Origin of the sequence: Mesorhizobium sp. M0139, assembly GCF_040322455.1 — a bacterium.
Taxonomy (GTDB): domain Bacteria; phylum Pseudomonadota; class Alphaproteobacteria; order Rhizobiales; family Rhizobiaceae; genus Mesorhizobium.
The window spans coordinates 22439-39948 of the sequence record NZ_JAMYTN010000014.1 but is presented as its reverse complement, the minus strand read 5'-3'; the positions used below and the strand labels follow the sequence as shown (position 1 = coordinate 39948).

Annotated in this window: 18 protein-coding genes and 1 riboswitch; of the genes, 9 read left to right on the top strand and 9 right to left on the bottom strand. The window is 64.0% G+C overall.

Annotated elements, in window-relative coordinates; genetic code table 11:
- Positions 1-2: 2 nt before the first annotated feature.
- From NKJ58_RS23480 to NKJ58_RS23445, 8 genes are all read right to left on the bottom strand, one after another.
- Positions 3-206, bottom strand: coding sequence for a hypothetical protein (locus tag NKJ58_RS23480; protein ID WP_352463135.1), 204 nt, complete (start codon positions 204-206; stop codon positions 3-5).
- Positions 206-1537: an NADH-quinone oxidoreductase subunit E gene (locus NKJ58_RS23475; RefSeq protein ID WP_352853910.1), complete on the bottom strand. Its 1332-nt coding sequence runs from the start codon at positions 1535-1537 to the stop codon at positions 206-208. Before NKJ58_RS23475 ends, NKJ58_RS23480 begins: the two co-directional genes overlap by 1 nt.
- Positions 1538-2050: a DUF7674 family protein gene (locus NKJ58_RS23470; protein ID WP_196814975.1), complete on the bottom strand. Its 513-nt coding sequence runs from the start codon at positions 2048-2050 to the stop codon at positions 1538-1540.
- The gene (locus tag NKJ58_RS23465) at positions 2050-3240 is read right to left on the bottom strand and encodes an NADH-quinone oxidoreductase subunit D (protein WP_023833865.1); all 1191 of its coding nucleotides are present in this window, start codon (positions 3238-3240) and stop codon (positions 2050-2052) included. Before NKJ58_RS23465 ends, NKJ58_RS23470 begins: the two co-directional genes overlap by 1 nt.
- Before the next feature lie 66 nt (positions 3241-3306).
- On the bottom strand, positions 3307-3684 hold the full coding sequence (locus tag NKJ58_RS23460; protein WP_031193090.1) for a four helix bundle protein: 378 nt from the start codon (positions 3682-3684) through the stop codon (positions 3307-3309).
- Between the two features lie 33 nt (positions 3685-3717).
- On the bottom strand, positions 3718-4320 hold the full coding sequence (locus NKJ58_RS23455; RefSeq protein WP_023670823.1) for an NADH-quinone oxidoreductase subunit C: 603 nt from the start codon (positions 4318-4320) through the stop codon (positions 3718-3720).
- 4 nt (positions 4321-4324) lie between these two features.
- Positions 4325-4906 (bottom strand): NuoB/complex I 20 kDa subunit family protein, encoded by a 582-nt coding sequence (locus NKJ58_RS23450; protein ID WP_023670824.1) that lies wholly within the window; start codon positions 4904-4906, stop codon positions 4325-4327.
- Positions 4897-5262: an NADH-quinone oxidoreductase subunit A gene (locus NKJ58_RS23445; protein ID WP_023670825.1), complete on the bottom strand. Its 366-nt coding sequence runs from the start codon at positions 5260-5262 to the stop codon at positions 4897-4899. Before NKJ58_RS23445 ends, NKJ58_RS23450 begins: the two co-directional genes overlap by 10 nt.
- 327 nt (positions 5263-5589) lie before the next feature.
- Between NKJ58_RS23445 and NKJ58_RS23440 the strand changes: the two genes are divergently transcribed.
- The 9 genes from NKJ58_RS23440 (at position 5590) to NKJ58_RS23400 (ending at position 16648) form a co-directional block, all read left to right on the top strand.
- Positions 5590-6813: a winged helix-turn-helix domain-containing protein gene (locus tag NKJ58_RS23440; RefSeq protein ID WP_352519569.1), complete on the top strand. Its 1224-nt coding sequence runs from the start codon at positions 5590-5592 to the stop codon at positions 6811-6813.
- A gap of 29 nt (positions 6814-6842) precedes the next feature.
- Positions 6843-7535 carry a DUF6348 family protein gene (locus tag NKJ58_RS23435; RefSeq protein ID WP_027050249.1) on the top strand — a complete coding sequence of 231 codons (693 nt, stop codon included), beginning with the start codon at positions 6843-6845 and terminating at the stop codon, positions 7533-7535.
- A 58-nt stretch (positions 7536-7593) separates the two neighbouring features.
- Positions 7594-7798: riboswitch (cobalamin riboswitch) on the top strand.
- Between the two features lie 38 nt (positions 7799-7836).
- A complete protein-coding gene (locus tag NKJ58_RS23430; protein ID WP_023815532.1) occupies positions 7837-8262 on the top strand; it encodes a DUF1636 family protein in 426 nt (141 codons plus the stop codon).
- A 2-nt stretch (positions 8263-8264) separates the two neighbouring features.
- Positions 8265-9317 (top strand): cobalamin biosynthesis protein CobW, encoded by a 1053-nt coding sequence (gene cobW / locus NKJ58_RS23425; protein ID WP_352853906.1) that lies wholly within the window; start codon positions 8265-8267, stop codon positions 9315-9317.
- An 18-nt stretch (positions 9318-9335) separates the two neighbouring features.
- Complete coding sequence (gene cobN / locus NKJ58_RS23420; protein ID WP_352519572.1) at positions 9336-13016, top strand: cobaltochelatase subunit CobN; 3681 nt, start codon at positions 9336-9338, stop codon at positions 13014-13016.
- On the top strand, positions 13013-14482 hold the full coding sequence (gene cobG / locus NKJ58_RS23415) for a precorrin-3B synthase (protein ID WP_352561222.1): 1470 nt from the start codon (positions 13013-13015) through the stop codon (positions 14480-14482). Before cobN ends, cobG begins: the two co-directional genes overlap by 4 nt.
- A 2-nt stretch (positions 14483-14484) precedes the next feature.
- Positions 14485-15117 (top strand): precorrin-8X methylmutase, encoded by a 633-nt coding sequence (locus tag NKJ58_RS23410; protein ID WP_023698340.1) that lies wholly within the window; start codon positions 14485-14487, stop codon positions 15115-15117.
- Positions 15114-15887, top strand: coding sequence for a precorrin-2 C(20)-methyltransferase (locus NKJ58_RS23405; protein WP_352519574.1), 774 nt, complete (start codon positions 15114-15116; stop codon positions 15885-15887). The genes NKJ58_RS23410 and NKJ58_RS23405 overlap by 4 nt, the downstream gene beginning before the upstream one ends.
- Positions 15884-16648 (top strand): precorrin-3B C(17)-methyltransferase, encoded by a 765-nt coding sequence (locus NKJ58_RS23400; protein ID WP_023741640.1) that lies wholly within the window; start codon positions 15884-15886, stop codon positions 16646-16648. Before NKJ58_RS23405 ends, NKJ58_RS23400 begins: the two co-directional genes overlap by 4 nt.
- Here the strand turns inward: NKJ58_RS23400 and NKJ58_RS23395 are convergent.
- Complete coding sequence (locus NKJ58_RS23395; RefSeq protein WP_032905140.1) at positions 16612-17370, bottom strand: cobalt-precorrin-6A reductase; 759 nt, start codon at positions 17368-17370, stop codon at positions 16612-16614. The genes NKJ58_RS23400 and NKJ58_RS23395 overlap by 37 nt on opposite strands.
- Positions 17371-17510 lie beyond the last annotated feature (140 nt).

Here is a 17510-nt window from a genome sequence, read left to right as displayed (position 1 = left end):
ACTTACCTCTTTCCCCGCAAGACGATCGAGAACCACACCAGCACGCCTATGCCGGTCGCGGCCATCGATTCCAGGGTATCCGAAAACGGCAATTCGACGAGGCGCCGAAGCCCCTCCAGAAGGATGTTGGCAGCAGCGATGCAGACAACGCCGATGACAATGCTGCGCAGCGTCAGCAAAGATCCGGTGCTTTGCGCTTCAGCCATCAACGTGGCTCCTTGCCGAAGACGCGGATGTATTCGGCGACGCCGCCCTTGGCGAGCGCCTTGGCCTGCTTGCCCCAGTCGTCGCGCTCGATGCGGCCCTGGAAAGCGAGATATCCATCCACCCAGTCGCGCTCGGCCTTATTCCAGGATGCGACCTGTGTGAAGGTGAAGATGCCAAGCGAATGAAGGATGCCCTCGATCTTCGGGCCGATGCCCGAGATCAGCTTGAGATCGTCGACCGCGGCCGGCCTGTCGATTCCGGCCGGACGGTTCTTGTCCTCGAGCGACGGCTTTGCGGGTCTGGCTGTCGGCGCCTTGACGGTCGGGGCCACCGGGGCGTTGGCCGCTGGCGCCTTGAATTCCGGAGCGATGAAGGCAGCTGCCGGCGTGGAGGTGGTCTTCGGGCCATTACGCTGCTTGGCGACCTTCTCGACTTCAGGCGCCGCGGTGTTGGCGTTGGCGGCCGAATGCAGGGGCGCCGGGACGCTCGCCGCTTTTTCCGCCGCCGGTGCAACCTTGGCCCTGGAGGGCGACTTCAACGCCGAGCTGGTTTCCGGCGCATCGGTTTTCAGTTTGCCGGCGTTGGATGGCGCGACCGGGGCGGCCGCTGCAGGAGCGGCAGGAGCCGGAACAGGCGCCGCAATGATTGCGTCGGGCGCCGCGTGGGCAGCCTTGCTCGCCGCCCTGGCTTCCTTGTCGCGCGTCGCTTTGAGGATCGCCTTTTCGCTCTTCAGCGTCGTCAGGCCAGGCGCCGGCTCCGAGCCGGTTCTGCCATTTTGCGGTCCCGTGGGAACCGAGGCGCCCTTGCCTGCATCATAAAGATCGATGATTTCGGCCAGCCGCTCAGGCGTCAGATCCTCGAACGTGTCCTTGAAGACCATCACCATCGGCGCGTTGACGCAGGCGCCGAGGCATTCGACCTCCTCCCACGACAGCGTGCCCTTGTCGTTGGTGTGGAACTGGTCGTGATGGATTTTCGAGCGGCACACATCCATCAGCGCTTCCGAGCCGCGCAGCATGCAGGGCGTGGTGCCGCAGACCTGGATATGCGCGCGCGTGCCGACCGGATTGAGCTGGTACTGCGTGTAGAAGGTCGCGACTTCGAGGCCGCGAATGCGCGGCATGCCGAGCATGTCCGAAATCGTCTCAATCGCCGCCTTGGTGACCCAGCCTTCCTGCTCCTGCGCAATCATCAGCAAGGGAATGATCGCCGACTGCTCCCGGCCCTTCGGATATTTCTTGATCCATTGCTTCGCAACCGCCGCATTCGCCCGGTTGAAGGCGAAGGTGGCTGGCTGGACGCTTGCTTCTGCGAGACGGCGGACTGACATTTAGCGATCGGGCCCCTGCTCTGCTACGAGAGCTATTGCGGTTTCACATTCTTTCTGATGAGAAAACGGAATGCGTTCGGCAGATCGAGCAACACTCGCAAATCGCTCTGCGGGCAACATGTATTGCCACAGCCCCAGAACAGTTTGCCTTACTTGAGGCGAGATCCATGCCATGACCGCATCAGCGTCGATGTCATCGTCGAACAAGTGCTCGTAAAAAGCGACACCAGCCGCATTCCAAATCTGTTTGTTCGGGTGAACGGCAGCCCATTGGGCGAACCCATGCATTCTACCCAGCTTGTCGACGTCATTGTCGCGGTGGGCAAGGCGCGTCTTGGGTAGCAGGGTAAAAAAGAAGTCATAGATCGAACAGTGCTGAGTCGAGTTGTAAGAAGCCTCGGCGAGCTCGACCGGCAGCATGGCTTTTGCCAATTCGCGCCACCGCGGTAGGGCAGCGTCGGCATTCCCTCGAACACCGACCTGAGAGCGCACTGTAGGATTGGCTGCCGCCATCACCGATCAACCTCCCCGAAGACGATATCGAGGGAACCCAGGACGGCAGTGACGTCGGCCAGCATGTGGCCGCGGCAGAGGAAATCCATGGCTTGCAGATGCGCGAAGCCGGGCGCGCGCAGCTTGCAGCGGTAGGGCTTGTTGGTGCCGTCGGAGACGAGATAGACGCCGAACTCGCCTTTCGGCGCCTCGACCGCTGCATAGACCTCGCCGGCCGGCACGCGGTAACCCTCAGTATAGAGCTTGAAATGATGGATCAGCGCTTCCATCGAGCGCTTCATCGCCTGGCGCTTGGGCGGCACCACCTTGCCGTCGAGGTTCGACACCGGCCCGGTGCTCTCCTTGCCGAGCAGAAGGTCGACGCACTGACGCATGATCTTGGCCGACTGGCGCATTTCTTCCATGCGCACGAGATAACGGTCGTAGCAGTCGCCGTTCTTGCCGATCGGGATGTCGAAATCCATCTCGGGATAGCATTCATAGGGCTGCGACTTGCGCAAATCCCAGGCAGCACCCGAGCCGCGCACCATGACGCCCGAAAAACCCCAGGCCCAGGCGTCGGCAAGCGACACGATACCGATATCGACATTGCGTTGCTTGAAGATGCGGTTGCCGGTAAGCAGCCTGTCGAGGTCGTCAAGCGACTTCAGGAACGGGTCGATCCACTTGCCGATGTCCTCGACCAGCTTCGCCGGCAGATCCTGGTGCACGCCGCCGGGACGGAAATAGGCCGCATGCATGCGCGAACCGGAAGCGCGCTCATAAAACACCATCAGCTTTTCGCGTTCGACGAAACCCCACAGCGGCGGCGTCAGCGCGCCGATATCCAGCGCCTGCGTCGTCACATTGAGGATGTGCGACATGATGCGGCTGAGCTCGGAATAGAGCACGCGGATCAACTGGCCGCGCTTCGGCACTTCGATGCCGAGCAACCGCTCGGTGGCGAGCGCGAAGGCATGCTCCTGGTTCATCGGTGCGCAATAATCGAGCCGGTCGAGATAGGGCACCGCCTGCAGATAGGTCTTGTGCTCGATCAGCTTTTCAGTGCCGCGATGCAGCAAGCCGATATGCGGATCGACGCGGTCGACCACCTCGCCGTCAAGCTCCAGCACAAGACGCAAAACACCGTGTGCCGCAGGGTGCTGCGGTCCGAAGTTGATGTTGAAGTTGCGGACGGAGGTTTCAGCCATTCTGGCGCCTCTGGCGAAGAGTCAGTAGTGAGTAGTGAGTAGTGATCATCAATCTCAATGCCTGCTTCATTCCGCCTGCTTGGCCTGCACCGTTCGGATAAGAGATCTCATCATTTTTCCAATCTCTTCGCATCGCAGCAGCAGCTCAATCTCATTGTCTTTTCGCAGCAGGCCAACCCGACATGCCAGCAGTATGTGTGTCTCCAGTTCCTTCAACGAGCCTTGCGCCATGCGCAAAAATTGAACGAACGACCCTCTGTTCTCCCGACCGTATCCCTCCGCGACGTTCGCTGCGACCGAAACCGCCGATCGGCGCATCTGAGAGGTCATGCCGTAAATCTCATCCCTCGGAAACTCTTTGGTGAAACGGTAGCAATCCTCAGCAAGCGTCATCGCCGATTGCCACACCTTCAAGTCGCGATAAGATTCGATCCGTTGCTCCAAATCTTTTCCTACTGACTACTCACTACTTCCTACTCACTGTTTCGCCTTCTCATCGCCCGGCAGGACGTAGTCCGTCCCTTCCCATGGCGAGAGAAAATCGAAGTTCCTGAATTCCTGCTTCAATTCCACCGGCTCGTAGATCACGCGCTTGGCTTCGTCGTCGTAGCGCACCTCGACGAAACCTGTCAGCGGGAAGTCCTTGCGCAGGGGATGGCCCTCGAAGCCGTAATCCGTGAGGATGCGGCGCAGGTCCGGATGGCCGGAGAACAGCACGCCATAGAGATCGTAGGCTTCGCGCTCATACCAGTCGGCGCCGGGATAGACAGCGGTGAGCGACGGCACCAGCGTCTCTTCGTCGGCCTGCACCTTGATGCGGATGCGCAAATTCTGCTTCGGCGACAGCAGATGATAGACGACATCGAAACGCTTGACGCGCGACGGGTAGTCGGCACCGCAGATATCGATGATCGAAATGAACTGGCAGCCCGAATCGTCACGCAGGAAGCTTGTCACCTCGATCAGATTGTCTGTAGCAACCGAGATCGTCAGTTCGCCATAGGCAAGCACTGCATCGGTGACGCGGCCCGGCAGCTTTTCGCCGAGATAGGTCGACAGTTCGCTCAGGGATGCGGCCATGGGTCTACCGTTCGATCGTGCCGGTGCGGCGGATCTTCTTCTGCAGGAGAAGAATGCCGTAGAGCAGCGCTTCGGCGCTTGGCGGGCAGCCGGGCACATAGATGTCGACCGGCACGATGCGGTCGCAGCCGCGCACCACCGAATAGGAATAGTGATAATAGCCGCCGCCATTGGCGCAGGAGCCCATCGAGATGACGTAGCGCGGCTCCGGCATCTGGTCGTAGACCTTGCGCAAAGCCGGGGCCATCTTGTTGGTCAGCGTTCCCGCCACGATCATGATGTCGGACTGGCGCGGCGACGCGCGAGGAGCCACGCCAAACCTTTCAGAATCATAGCGCGGCATCGAGGTGTGGATCATCTCGACGGCACAGCAGGCGAGACCGAAGGTCATGAACATCAGCGAGCCGCTGCGTGCCCAGGTGATCAGCGCCTCGGTCGAGGTGACCAGAAAACCCTTGTCGGCCAGTTCATTGTTGATCTCGAGGAAGAACGGATCGTCGGAACCGACCGGACGTCCGGTATTGGGGTCGATCAGGCCTTTGGGCTTCGGCGCGACGAGCGTTCCGGAACTGTCGTTCAATCCCATTCCAGCGCTCCTTTTTTCCACTCATAGGCAAAGCCGATGGTCAGCACCGCCAAAAACACCATCATCGACCAGAAACCGAGCATGCCGATCTTCGAGAACGACACCGCCCACGGAAACAGGAAGGCCACTTCCAGATCGAAGATGATGAACAGGATCGACACTAGGTAGAAGCGGATGTCGAATTTCATCCGGGCATCGTCGAACGAGTTGAACCCGCACTCGTAGGCGGAAAGCTTCTCCGGATCGGGATTGCGATAAGCCACCAGAAACGGCGCGATGATAAGCGCCAGGCCTACAACCGCGGCCACGGCGATGAAGAGGACGATGGGCAGGTATGAACTGAGGAGTACGTTCATGCTCGGCTTTCCGTTGGCGGCCAATCCACTTTGATTACAGCAACCAACCCTAATGCGGAAGCGCGACAGTTTAACCGCTGAACCGTTTTAGGTGCCTTTGCTGCAACGCGGCGAGGGTTAGCGCAGGGCTTTCAGCGAAGCAAGTCAAACCTTGTTCAAAAGACAGTGCTGGACGGCAGGCCGGGAAAAACTGGTCCGATCTCCTCCTGTTTGGTTTCCTTCATCTTTCACTCCACTTTTGTCTCCTGACACATCTCCCGCCATTTGCCTGCTAGCATGACCGGAATCGCCGGCTAAAGTCGGGAAAATGGTTCGAGGCAAGACACTTTGACGAAGGACAAAATCTCACTCCCGACGGCCAGGCGCATCGCGCTCGCCGCGCAAGGATTTCTCGATCCGCGCCCGGGCGGCACGCCCGATCGCCGCCACCTCGCCCGCGTGCTGTCGCGCACCGGCTTGCTGCAGATCGATTCCGTCAGCGCGGTGGTGCGCGCCCACTATATGCCGCTCTATTCGCGGCTTGGCCCCTACCCGCTGGCTTTGCTCGACAATGCGGCCATCACCCGCAAACGCACGGTGTTCGAATACTGGGCGCATGAGGCCTCGTTCCTGCCGGTCGAGACCTACCCACTGATGCGCTGGCGCATGCAGCGCGCTGAAAGCGGCGACGAAATGTATCTGGGCCTCGCCAAATGGGGCCGCGAGCACGCCGCCTATATCGAAGAGATCTACCGCGCGGTCGCCGAGCGCGGCCCGATTGCCGCTTCGGCACTGGAGGGCCAGAAAGGTTCGGGCGGCTGGTGGGGCTGGAGCCACGCCAAGCACGCCTTCGAATGGCTCTTCTGGGCCGGACGCATCACCACGGCGCACCGCCGTGGCTTCGAGCGTTTCTACGACCTGCCCGAGCGCGTGCTGCCGCAGGCGATCCTCGACCTGCCGGTGCCGGCGGCCGAGGACGCGCACCGCGAATTGCTGCGCATTTCCGCCCGCGCCCACGGCATCGCGACGTCGGGTGACCTGCGCGATTATTTCCGCTTGTCGCCGGCCGACATGAAGGGCCGGTTGGAGGAACTGGTTGAGATGGGCGAGTTGCTGCCGGTAAACGTCGAAGGCTGGGACAAGCCGGCTTACCTCTATAAGGACGCCCGTCTGCCGCGAAAGATCGAGGCCCGCGCGCTACTGGCGCCCTTCGATCCGGTGGTCTTCGAGCGCTCGCGCACCGAGCGCCTGTTCGATTTCCACTACCGCATCGAGATCTACACGCCGGCCGAAAAGCGCCAATATGGCTACTACGTGCTGCCCTTCCTGCTCGGCGACCGGATCGTCGCCCGCGTCGATCTCAAGGCCGACCGGCCTGCGAGTGTCTTACGCGTCCACGCCGCCTACGCCGAAGCAGGCGCACCGCCTGAGACAGCTGCCCAGCTGTACGAGGAATTGAAGCAGATGCAGGGCTGGCTTGGCCTTGAGCGCATCGAAGTGACGCCGGCCGGCGATTTGGGGCCGGCATTGGCTAGCGAGAGAGATGGCCAACCCTTGCAGCGTCTGTCATAGACGCCTCAATAAGCCTCGTAGGTTGTGCAATGGCATCGGACAAAGTGCTCGACATGATCCATGGCGCCCTCATTGCGCATGGAATAGATGCAGTCCGCAGAGATAGGGACGTCATGCTCCAATCGAAGCAGCTTCGGTTTGAGGCTGAGGTGTTCGAGACGAGTTCTGACCGGCTGGTCCTGGAAATCTACATTTTTTCTCCGCTGCTTGATGTTCAGCCGGTCATTGAATCCTTTGCTGGCTTCGGCGACACGCGCGAACAGGAACTGAACCAGGCGTTTGAAAAGTTTCTCCGTGGTGTTTTCCATGTTGCCATTGAGGGACTGGCCGATCACGTCTGCGAGAACATGCAGGCCGAAATAGAGCTTTGGCAGCGAAGCAGCGCCAGTTGGAAGATCTGGCGAAAAGATGCCCGCTGGAAAATCTATAGCGGCCCGGTCATTTCCCAGGCCACAACCGAGCTATGCTCGCTGACACCAGGCTATCCAGCATTCTATGCCAAGCTGGAAAAGCTGTTCACAGCTTCGGTACCCCCCGGAAGCCATTTTGTCCGGACCTTTCTGGCAGGCTTGAAGGGCACGCTGATTAGTGCCGAAGTCCTTCTGGACAACGCGGTTTGGCATGAGGGACAGAATCTGGCTGTCGGTCATGACTGGGACTATGGCGATGGCTATCAAGCTATCCGACAGGTCATCCTGGCACTGCCGGAAGCCGGGACATGACAGCCCCTGCCGACATCGCCATGTCGTAGCCTTGCGTTGACACCGCCGCCCGCAAAAGCCTAAATCCGCTCCAGACGGTCCCCTGCCCGCAACGGCAAGGGCCAAGAGGGAATGCGGTGCGGGATTTCGGTCCCAAATCCGCGGCTGTCCCCGCAACTGTAAGCGACGAGCCAAGGCCGAAAGCCACTGGGTAACACCGGGAAGGCGGCTAACCAAGGCGACGACCCGCGAGCCAGGAGACCTGCCGTCTGAGACAAAGTATCCGATCGCCTGGCGGGTTTCCGGGCAAGGAGCACGGTTTTTGGACCAGAACAGCAGTTTTTCGGCTGGCACAGCGGACATTGCGTCCGGGGACAACGACGCCCTGACCGGCGTGACCGTCATCGTCTGCGCCTCCTGCCGCGATGAGACCGGTTCCGACGCCCATCCGCGCGCCGGCGAATTGCTGGCTGAGGACACACGCCGCGCCGCTGCCGGCGATATCCGGGTCCGCACCGCCGAATGTCTCGGCAATTGCAAGCGCCGCCTCAGCGCCGCGATCCTGCGCGATGGCTGCTGGAGCTATGTCTTCGGCGATCTGGCCCCAACCAGCGGCGCCGACCTCGTCACCGGCGCAAAGCTCTTCGCGACTTCGACCGACGGCCTCATCCCGTGGCGCGGCCGGCCCGATAGCCTCAAGCGCGGCCTCGTTGCCCGCATCCCACCCCTCGACATGCTGAAGGACTGACCATGAACGCTCCAAATCCGGCCGGCAATCTCTCCCGTGTTCCCTGCACCGTCATCACCGGCTTCCTCGGCGCCGGCAAGACGACGCTGGTCCGCCATCTCCTGGAAAATGCCGGCGGCAAGCGCATCGCCATCATCGTCAACGAGTTCGGCGACATCGGCATCGACGGGGAAATCCTGAAAGGCTGCGGCATCGACACCTGCCCCGAGGAAAACATCGTCGAACTGGCCAATGGCTGCATCTGCTGTACAGTCGCCGACGATTTCGTGCCCGCCCTCGACAAGATCCTCGCGCTGACACCGAGGGTCGACCACATCCTGATCGAGACCTCGGGCCTCGCTCTGCCCAAGCCGCTGGTCCAGGCGTTCCAGTGGCCAAGCGTGAAGAGCCGGGTGACCGTCGATGGCGTCATCGCCGTGGTCGACGGCCCGGCGCTGGCCGAAGGCCGCGTCGCCAACGACATGGACGCGTTGCAGGCACAGCGCGCTCAGGACGAAACGCTCGACCACGACGATCCGGTCGAAGAAGTCTTCGAGGACCAGATCGCCTGCGCCGATTTGATCATCCTGTCGAAAAGCGATTTGATGGATTCAGCCGGTTCGGCCCGCGCCAACGCCATCATCAATGAGCATTCCGCTCGCGCGGTAAAAATCGTGCCGACTGCGTATGGCAAGGTCGACCCGTCGGTGCTGCTTGGCCTCGGTCTCGCCGTCGAAGACGACATCGAGAACCGCAAGTCGCATCACGACGGCGCTTTCGATCATGAGCATGACGATTTCGACACCTTCATCGTCGACATCCCCTCGATCACCAATCCGGACGAACTGGCCAGGCGCGTCGCTACGGTGGCCGAGGAAGAGAATGTTCTGCGCGTGAAAGGCTTCGTCGATGTCGGCGGCAAGCCGATGCGGCTTTTGCTGCAGGCCGTCGGCCCACGCGTCAACCATTACTATGACCGCGCCTGGACGGCCGAGGACGATCGCCGCTCGCGTCTCGTCGTCATTGGCCTGAAGGGGCTGAACCGTCCGGCGATCGAGCGTATACTCGCCGGTTGATCTCAGGCACGAGCCGCGATGCATATACTCGCCACGACCTCCGCCTCGCTCGACGATCTCGCCGAGCCGGTTGATCTCCGGCAGACGCCGGCGGATATCGTGGCGCTGTCCTTCACCGACAGCGACCTCGCCGGCCTCGCGGCGGCCTGGAAGGCCGATGCCGCCCGCCTGCCGTCGATGCGGCTGGCGGCGTTGCGCGACCTGCGTCATCCCATGTCCGTGGACCTCTGGATCGACAGCGTCGCCCGCCAGGCCAAGGTGATCTTGGTGCGCATCCTCGGCGGCTATGACTGGTGGCGCTATGGCTGCGACCAACTCGCGGTGACTGCTCGCGAACGTGGCATCAAGCTGGCGCTGCTGCCTGGCGAAAGCCATGACGAGGACCTCAGGCTGATCGAAGCCTCGACGCTGCCCCGCGCGGAGTTGGACGGCCTGCTTGGTTATTTCCGCGAGGGCGGACCGGAGAATATGGCAGCACTGATGCAGCGGCTGGCGGGGTTGGCTGGGCAGGATGCGGCGGCGGCTGACCCGGTTAGCGTGCCGAAAGCTGGTTACTACGAGCCAGGTCGCGGCGTGGTGGGCAAGTTGGATTTGGCCAATGTCGGCGTTCCTTCACACCCCCCTCTGTCCTGCCGGACATCTCCCCCGCAAGGGGGGAGATCAGCCGGCGCGGACCTCGGCACTTTTTCTGCCCAGCCGATAATAGATTCCTCTGCAACATCCCCGATTGGCGAAAGCGTCGATGAGAGCACAATCTCCCCCCTTGCGGGGGAGATGTCCGGCAGGACAGAGGGGGGTGGGCGGGAACTCGGCGCAGACAACATCAACTCTCCCATCATCCCCATCCTCTTCTACCGCTCGATGCTGCTGGCCGCCGATGTCGCGCCAATCGATGCCCTCTTTGATGCACTCCGCCAGCGCGGCATGAGACCGGTCCCGATCTTCGTCTCCAGCCTCAAAGACCCGACCTCCCTGGCCTTCGTCGGAACCGCGCTGGCCGCGCTCAACCCCGCCGCCATCATCACCGCAACCGCCTTCGCTTCCGGCGCCGAACCCGGCGTCCAAACCCTGTTCGACCGTGCCGGCGTGCCGGTCTTCCAGGTCATCGTCGCCACCACCCGCCGCGACGTCTGGGACAACAACCAGCGCGGCCTGGCGCCCGCCGACCTCGCCATGCATGTCGTGCTGCCCGAACTCGACGGCCGCATCCTCGCCGGCGCGATTTCCTTCAAGGGCGAGAGCGAGACCGACCCGGCGCTCGGCCACCGCGCCTTCGCCAACCGCCCGGAACCGGATCGCGTGGCGCAAGTGGCGGACAGGCTAGCGGCGTTCACACGGTTGCAGCAGACGCCCCGCGCGACGCGTAAGTTGGCGATCCTCATTCCGGACTATCCGAGCGCGCCCGGCCGCACTGGCTATGCAGTGGGCCTGGATGTGCCGTCCAGCGTGCTGGCCATGCTGCATGACCTGAAGGAGCAGGGCTATCGCGTTGACGGGATTCCAGAAACGCCGCGTGCGCTGCTGGACGCGTTGGAGCGGAGCGATGGTGGGCTGGGGCTGGATGAGTATCTGGACTTCTCAAAGGATTTGCCGGCTGAGGCACTGGCTGCAGTCGAGGCGGCATGGGGCGGTCCTTCACCCTCCCCCTTGTGGGGAGGGTCGGTTCGCGACATTCGCGAAGCGGATGGCGCGAAACGGGGTGGGGGTAGCGGTGCACCACCCCCACCCGGCCCTGCGGGCCACCCTCCCCACAAGGGGGAGGGTAAGAGCGGCTTCCCCTTCCGCGCCGCCACCTTCGGCAACATCACTGTCGCTCTCGCCCCCGACCGTGGCCGCTCGGCCGACCGGCGCGCCGATTACCACGACCCGACGCTGCCGCCGCGCCACGATCTGCTGGCCTTCGGCCTGTGGCTGCGCAAATCGCTCCGCATCCATGCTCTCATCCATGTCGGCGCCCATGGCACGCTGGAATGGCTGCCCGGCAAGACGGTTGCGCTCTCACAAAACTGCTTCCCCGAGATCGCCACCGGCTCGCTGCCCGTCATCTATCCCTTCATCGTCTCCAATCCCGGCGAGGCGGCGCAAGCCAAGCGGCGCATAGCAGCCGTCACGCTTGGCCATCTGCCGCCACCACTGGCAGCTGCTGGCCTTGATGAAGAGCAGCACAAGCTCGAGCGCCTCGTCGACGAATACGCCCAGGCCGACGGCCTCGACCGCCGCCGGCGCGATCGTCTGGCCAAGCTGATCGTCGACACGGCGCAAAAGACCGGCCTCGCCTCCGAAGCCGGCGTCGCCAAAACCGACGCGCCCGACGAGGCGCTGCGCCGCATCGACGCCTGGCTCTGCGACCTCAAGGATTTCGCCATCAAGGACGGCCTGCACATCTATGGCCGCGCTCCCGACGACGAGCCCGACGCCATGCGCGTGCAAAGCGCGGAGGCCGAGAAAGCAGCACTTCTTGCCGCGCTCGACGGCCGTCACATCAAGGCGGGTCCGGCGGGCGCACCGGCGCGTGGCCGCTCCGACGTGCTGCCCACCGGCCGCAACCTGTTCACCTCCGACCCGCGCACCATGCCGACGCCGACCGCCTACGATCTGGGAAAGGCGGCGGCAGAAGAAGTCGTGCGCGGCTATATGCAGTCGCATGGCGACTGGCCGCGCTCGCTGGTCATCGACCTCTGGGGCTCGGCCTCGCTGCGCACCGGCGGCGAGGAGATCGCGCAAGGCCTGGCGCTGATGGGCTGCCGGCCGCAATGGGATTCGGCCACCGGCCGCATCACCGGCATCGAAGTGCTGCCGCCGGCCACGTTCGGTCGCCCGCGCGTCGATGTCACCTGGCGGATTTCGGGTCTGTTCCGCGACATGTTCCCGACCCAGATCGCGCTGATCGACGCCGCCGCCAACGCCGTTGCCGCGCGCGACGAGGACGATTCGGAAAACCCGCTCGCCGCCAGAACCCGTGCCGATGGCAAGATCGGCCCGCGCATCTTCGGCACCTCGCCCGGCACCTATGGCGCCGGCGTCGAGGACCTGTTGTCGAGTGGCGACTGGGCCGCGCGCGAAGAAATCGGCCGCGCCTATCTCGATGCGACATCGCATGCCTATGGCGGCGCCGAGGGCGAAGGCATTGCCTCCCCCGGCGCTTTCGAGACCCGCATCGCCGAGGCCGATCTGCTCGTCCACACCGGCGACGATCCCGGCCGCGACATTCTCGAGGGCTCCGCCGACGTCGCCTTCATCGGCGGCTTTTCGGCCGCCCTTGCGGCATTGGGCCGAAATGCCGACGTCATCGTGCTCGACACCACCGACCCGCAAAAGCCGAAGCCGCGCTCGGTCGGCGAGGCTGTGTCGCGGGTTGTGCGGGCGCGAGCCGTCAATGCGCGTTTCATCGCCGGCCAGATGCGGCACGGCCCACGCGGCGCCTCGGAATTCGCCGAGACCGTCGACCGTCTCATCGGTTTCGCCGAAACCACCCACGCTATTTCAGGCGCGGTGATCGAGGCTGTGCATGACGCCTATGTCGGCGACGCCAATGTTCGCGCTTTCATCCTGCGCGAAAACCCGGCCGCAGCCAAAGTCATCGCCGAACGCTTCCTGTCGGCGCGCCGGCGTGGGCTGTGGCATCCCTTGCGCAACTCGATCGACGACGATCTCGCGGCGTTGATCGCCGAGGCCGAGGCGTTCGGGGTCGCGGTATGAACGCCTTCTCGCGCCGCGGCGCCTGTCCGGCTCTCTCGGCGCCGATGCAGACCGGCGATGGCCTGCTGGTGCGGCTTAATCCTGTAGCTGGAGGTCTTTCGCCCAAGCTTTTGATCCGACTCGCCGAATCCGCCCTGCGGCACGGCAACGGCATCATGGAAGTGACCGCACGAGGCAGCCTGCAGATACGCGGCCTGACAGCGGAAAGTGCTGGGCTGCTGGCGGCGGAGGTGGATGCGCTGGGCATCGCCGTGCGCACCGGCGTGCCGGTCGAGACCGGGCCGCTGGCCGGCATCGATCCGCGGGAGATTGCCGATCCGCGAGCTTTGGCTGAGCGGGTCAGGGCTGCGGTCGAGGAAGCTGGGCTGACGCCAAGGCTAGGGCCGAAGGTTTCGGTGGTTGTCGATGGCGGCGGGCAGTTGACGATGGATGGGGTGACGGCCGATGTCAGGCTGAAGGCGGTGCGATTCAGCGCTAGCGTTCTGTGGGCTTTGTCTGTTGCCGGCGATGGCCAAAGCGCGAGGCCGCTTGCGACGGCCGATGAGGATGCAGCGCGCGATATTGCGGTTGCTGTGCTGAGGATGGTTGCCGAGAAGGGGCGTGACGCACATTCTCGGGATTTGTCGGAGAGGCAATTGGCCTCTCTCGCAAGCTGGCATTCCTTCGCACCCCCCTCTGTCCTGCCGGACATCTCCCCCTCAAGGGGGGAGATCAGCAGGGTCGCCGGCGGCTCTCCACTTTCGACGCTGAAAATTGGCGAAATCGCCCACGAAGACGCAATCTCCCCCCTTGAGGGGGAGATCTCCGGCAGGACAGAGGGGGGTGTTCGCCGGCCTATCGGTCTTTTCCCCTTATCCAACGACACCACCGCTCTCGGCATAGCCCTCCCCTATGGCAGCATGCCGGCCGAAAAACTCATCGCCCTCGCCCAAAGCGCCCTGTCCCTCGGCACCGCCGAAATCCGCCTCGCCCCCCGCCGCGCCTTGCTGTTCCTCGGCCAACCACCAGCCGCGAACCCCCTCCTCCAAACCACCGCCGCCGCCCTCGGCTTCGTCACCACCGCCGCCGACCCGCGCACCCGCATCGCCGCCTGCCCCGGCACCCCTGCGTGTGCCTCCGGCCGCATCGCCACGCGCGACATCGCCGAGACAATCGCCGCCGAAAACGCTGATATCCTCGACTTCACACTGCACATTTCCGGCTGCGCCAAGGGCTGCGCTCACCCCGGCTCTGCCGGGCTAACAATCGTCGGCGGCGAAAACGGAGCCGGACTTGTCGTGAACGCGACGGCAAAGGCCCTTCCTGCGGGCTACAGGCCGGGCTATGACGCCGCGCGCGGCATCGGTCGCGTCGCAGCGATGGTCCGCAGCGCTCGATATCCAGGTGAAACCGCCGCCGCCTGCCTGACAAGGCTCGGACCGGCGGCAATCGCCAAGGCTTACCGACAAACTGAACAACGGAAATGAGCATGGCCGCCTACGACTACATCCATGACGGCAACGCGATCTATGAACGTTCCTTCGCCATCATCCGCGCCGAGGCCGACCTGTCCCGGTTCTCCGAGGCGGAAGCCGACGTCGCCATCCGCATGATCCATGCCTGCGGCCAGGTCGAAGCATCAAGTCATTTTGTCTTCTCCAGCGATTTCGTCGCCGCTGCCCGCAGCGCTTTGGCGGCCGGCGCACCGATCTTCTGCGACGCCGAAATGGTCTCGCATGGCGTCACCCGCGCCCGGTTGCCGGCCGGCAACGAGGTGATCTGCACCTTGCGCGACCCGCGCACGCACGACATCGCCAAGCAGATCGGCAACACCCGCTCGGCCGCCGCGATCGACCTCTGGGGCGAATGCATGGCCGGTTCGGTCGTGGCCATCGGCAATGCGCCGACAGCGCTCTTCTATCTCCTGGAAAAGCTGCGCGATGGCGCGCCCAAGCCGGCCGCGATCATCGGCATGCCGGTCGGCTTCGTCGGTGCCGCCGAATCCAAGGATGCGCTGGCCGAAAACTCCTATGGAGTGCCCTACGCCATCGTGCGCGGCAGGCTTGGCGGCAGCGCCATGACCGCAGCCGCGCTCAATTCGCTGGCGAGGCCCGGCCTGTGAACGCAGCCGTCAAAGAAGATCTGGCAAAAGGCCGTCTTGTCGGCGTCGGCACGGGGCCTGGCGACCCCGAGCTGCTGACGCTGAAGGCCGCGCGCGTTCTGGCCGAGGCCGATGTCGTCGCCTACTTCGCCAAGCGCGGCAACAACAGCAATGCGCGCGCCATCGTCGAGGCGCGTTTCCGGCCGGATATGCTGGAACTGCCGCTGCTCTACCCCGTCACCACCGAGATCGACAAGGATCACGACGACTACCGTTCGCAGATCACCGATTTCTACGAGGAGTCGGCCGAGAAGGTCGCCGAACACCTCGAAGCCGGCCGCATGGTCGCCGTGCTCTCCGAAGGCGACCCGCTGTTCTACGGCTCCTACATGCACCTGCATGTCCGCCTCGCCCATCGCTTCCCGACCGAAGTCATCCCCGGCGTCACCGCCATGTCGGGCTGCTGGTCGCAGACCGGCGTGCCGATCGTCCAGGGCGACGATGTCCTGACGGTTTTGCCCGGCACGATGAGCGAGTTCGAGCTGACACGCCGTCTCGCCGACACCGATGCCGCCGTCATCATGAAGGTCGGCCGCAACCTGCCCAAGATCAGGCGGGCGCTGGAAGCCACCGGCAAACTGACCCGCGCCGTCTATGTCGAGCGCGGCACCATGGCCGGCAGCGTTTCGTTGAAGCTCGCCGACAAGCCGGACGACAAGGCCCCCTATTTCGCCATCGTGCTGGTCGCCGGCTGGTCCGGCCGGCCTGACGTTATGGGAGGCACGCCGTGAGCGGCCGGCTCACCGTCATCGGCCTTGGGCCCGGCAATGCCGACCAGGTGACGCCGCAAGCCAGCCGCGCCGTCGCCGAGGCAAAGTTCTTCTATGGCTACAAGCCGTATCTCGACCGGCTTGATCTTCGCCCGGATCAAACCCGTGTCGCCTCGGATAATCGCGAGGAACTCGCCCGCTCCAAGGACGCGCTGGTAAAGGCGGCGGACGGCCATGACGTCGCCGTCGTCTCCGGCGGCGATCCCGGCGTGTTCGCCATGGCGGCCGCCGTCTGCGAGGCGATCGAGGCCGGCCCGGCCGAATGGCGCACCGTCGATGTTACTGTCGTGCCCGGCGTCACCGCCATGCTGGCGGTTGCCGCCCGCATCGGCGCGCCGCTCGGCCATGATTTCTGCGCCATCTCGCTGTCCGACAATCTGAAGCCGTGGGATCTGATCGAGCTGCGCCTTTTGGCGGCGGCCGGCGCCGGCTTTGTCATTGCGCTCTACAACCCGATCAGCAAGGCGCGCCCCTGGCAGCTCGGCCGCGCCTTCGAATGCCTGCGCGCCATCCTGCCCGGCACCACGCCGGTCATCTTCGGCCGCGCCGCCGGCCGCCCGGACGAGCGCATCGAGGTGTTCCTGCTGGCCGATGTCGAGGCTGAAAAGGCCGACATGGCGACCTGCATCATCATCGGCTCGCCGGAGACAAGGATCATCAAGCGCGGTGACAAACCGGCGCTGGTCTACACACCGCGTTCCGCGACGGGGTCGAGACCATGATCGATCATCGCGGCCAATGCTTCGACAGTTTCGGCCGACGGCACCTCCGGCAGGATGGGCCTGCGCACCATCACCACCTCGATACCGAGCGCCCGCGCCGCCGCGATCTTGCCGTAGGTGGCCTCGCCGCCGCTGTTCTTGGATACGACGACATCGATGCGGTGCTCCTCGAGCAGCGCGCGTTCATCCGCCTCGCGAAACGGCCCACGCGCCAGCAGGTAGGTCGCATCAGGCACCGCCAGTTTCGGCTCGACCGGATCGACGCTGCGGACAAGGTAATGATGCTGCGGCGCCGCCTCGAAAGCCGCGACCTCCTGCCGGCCGAGCGCCAGGAAGGCACGGCGCGGCGGCGATCCAAGCGCGTGCACCGCATCGCCTGTCGTATCGACCTGCGTCCAGCGGTCGCCATCTATTGGCTCCCAGCCAGGGCGGCGCAAAGCAAGGATCGGCACAACCGAAGTGCGCGCGGCTTGCGCCGCATTGGCGGAAATTCGCGCGGCATAGGGATGCGTCGCGTCGATCAGCAGATCGGTTCGCGTCTCCTTGAGATAGGCCGCCAGCCCGTCGGCGCCGCCAAAGCCGCCGCTGCGCACCGGCACGCCTTGCGCGACCGGGCTTTCGGTACGGCCGGCCAGCGACAGGGTGACGAGGAAATCTTCCACCAGTTTTCCGGCCAATTGGCGCGCTTCTGTCGTGCCGCCAAGGATCAGAATCTTCTTCATGAGCACCATGTTGAACAGCGTCTGCGCTGCCCCTCACCCCTACCCTCTCCCCGTGAAGAACGGGGAGAGGGAGGCGTCAGCGCCGGAGCGTCTCCCTTCTCCCCGTCACTACACGGGGAGAAGGTGCCGGCAGGCGGATG

What these genes read in the sequence shown, in the direction of transcription:
- NKJ58_RS23480 (WP_352463135.1), bottom strand. Translation starts at nt 206, where the DNA reads ATGGCTGAAGCGCAAAGCACCGGATCTTTGCTGACGCTGCGCAGCATT.
- NKJ58_RS23475 (WP_352853910.1), bottom strand. Translation starts at nt 1,537, where the DNA reads ATGTCAGTCCGCCGTCTCGCAGAAGCAAGCGTCCAGCCAGCCACCTTC.
- NKJ58_RS23470 (WP_196814975.1), bottom strand. Translation starts at nt 2,050, where the DNA reads ATGGCGGCAGCCAATCCTACAGTGCGCTCTCAGGTCGGTGTTCGAGGG.
- NKJ58_RS23465 (WP_023833865.1), bottom strand. Translation starts at nt 3,240, where the DNA reads ATGGCTGAAACCTCCGTCCGCAACTTCAACATCAACTTCGGACCGCAG.
- NKJ58_RS23455 (WP_023670823.1), bottom strand. Translation starts at nt 4,320, where the DNA reads ATGGCCGCATCCCTGAGCGAACTGTCGACCTATCTCGGCGAAAAGCTG.
- NKJ58_RS23450 (WP_023670824.1), bottom strand. Translation starts at nt 4,906, where the DNA reads ATGGGATTGAACGACAGTTCCGGAACGCTCGTCGCGCCGAAGCCCAAA.
- NKJ58_RS23445 (WP_023670825.1), bottom strand. Translation starts at nt 5,262, where the DNA reads ATGAACGTACTCCTCAGTTCATACCTGCCCATCGTCCTCTTCATCGCC.
- NKJ58_RS23435 (WP_027050249.1), top strand. Translation starts at nt 6,843, where the DNA reads ATGGCATCGGACAAAGTGCTCGACATGATCCATGGCGCCCTCATTGCG.
- cobW (WP_352853906.1), top strand. Translation starts at nt 8,265, where the DNA reads ATGAACGCTCCAAATCCGGCCGGCAATCTCTCCCGTGTTCCCTGCACC.
- cobN (WP_352519572.1), top strand. Translation starts at nt 9,336, where the DNA reads ATGCATATACTCGCCACGACCTCCGCCTCGCTCGACGATCTCGCCGAG.
- cobG (WP_352561222.1), top strand. Translation starts at nt 13,013, where the DNA reads ATGAACGCCTTCTCGCGCCGCGGCGCCTGTCCGGCTCTCTCGGCGCCG.
- NKJ58_RS23410 (WP_023698340.1), top strand. Translation starts at nt 14,485, where the DNA reads ATGGCCGCCTACGACTACATCCATGACGGCAACGCGATCTATGAACGT.
- NKJ58_RS23395 (WP_032905140.1), bottom strand. Translation starts at nt 17,370, where the DNA reads ATGAAGAAGATTCTGATCCTTGGCGGCACGACAGAAGCGCGCCAATTG.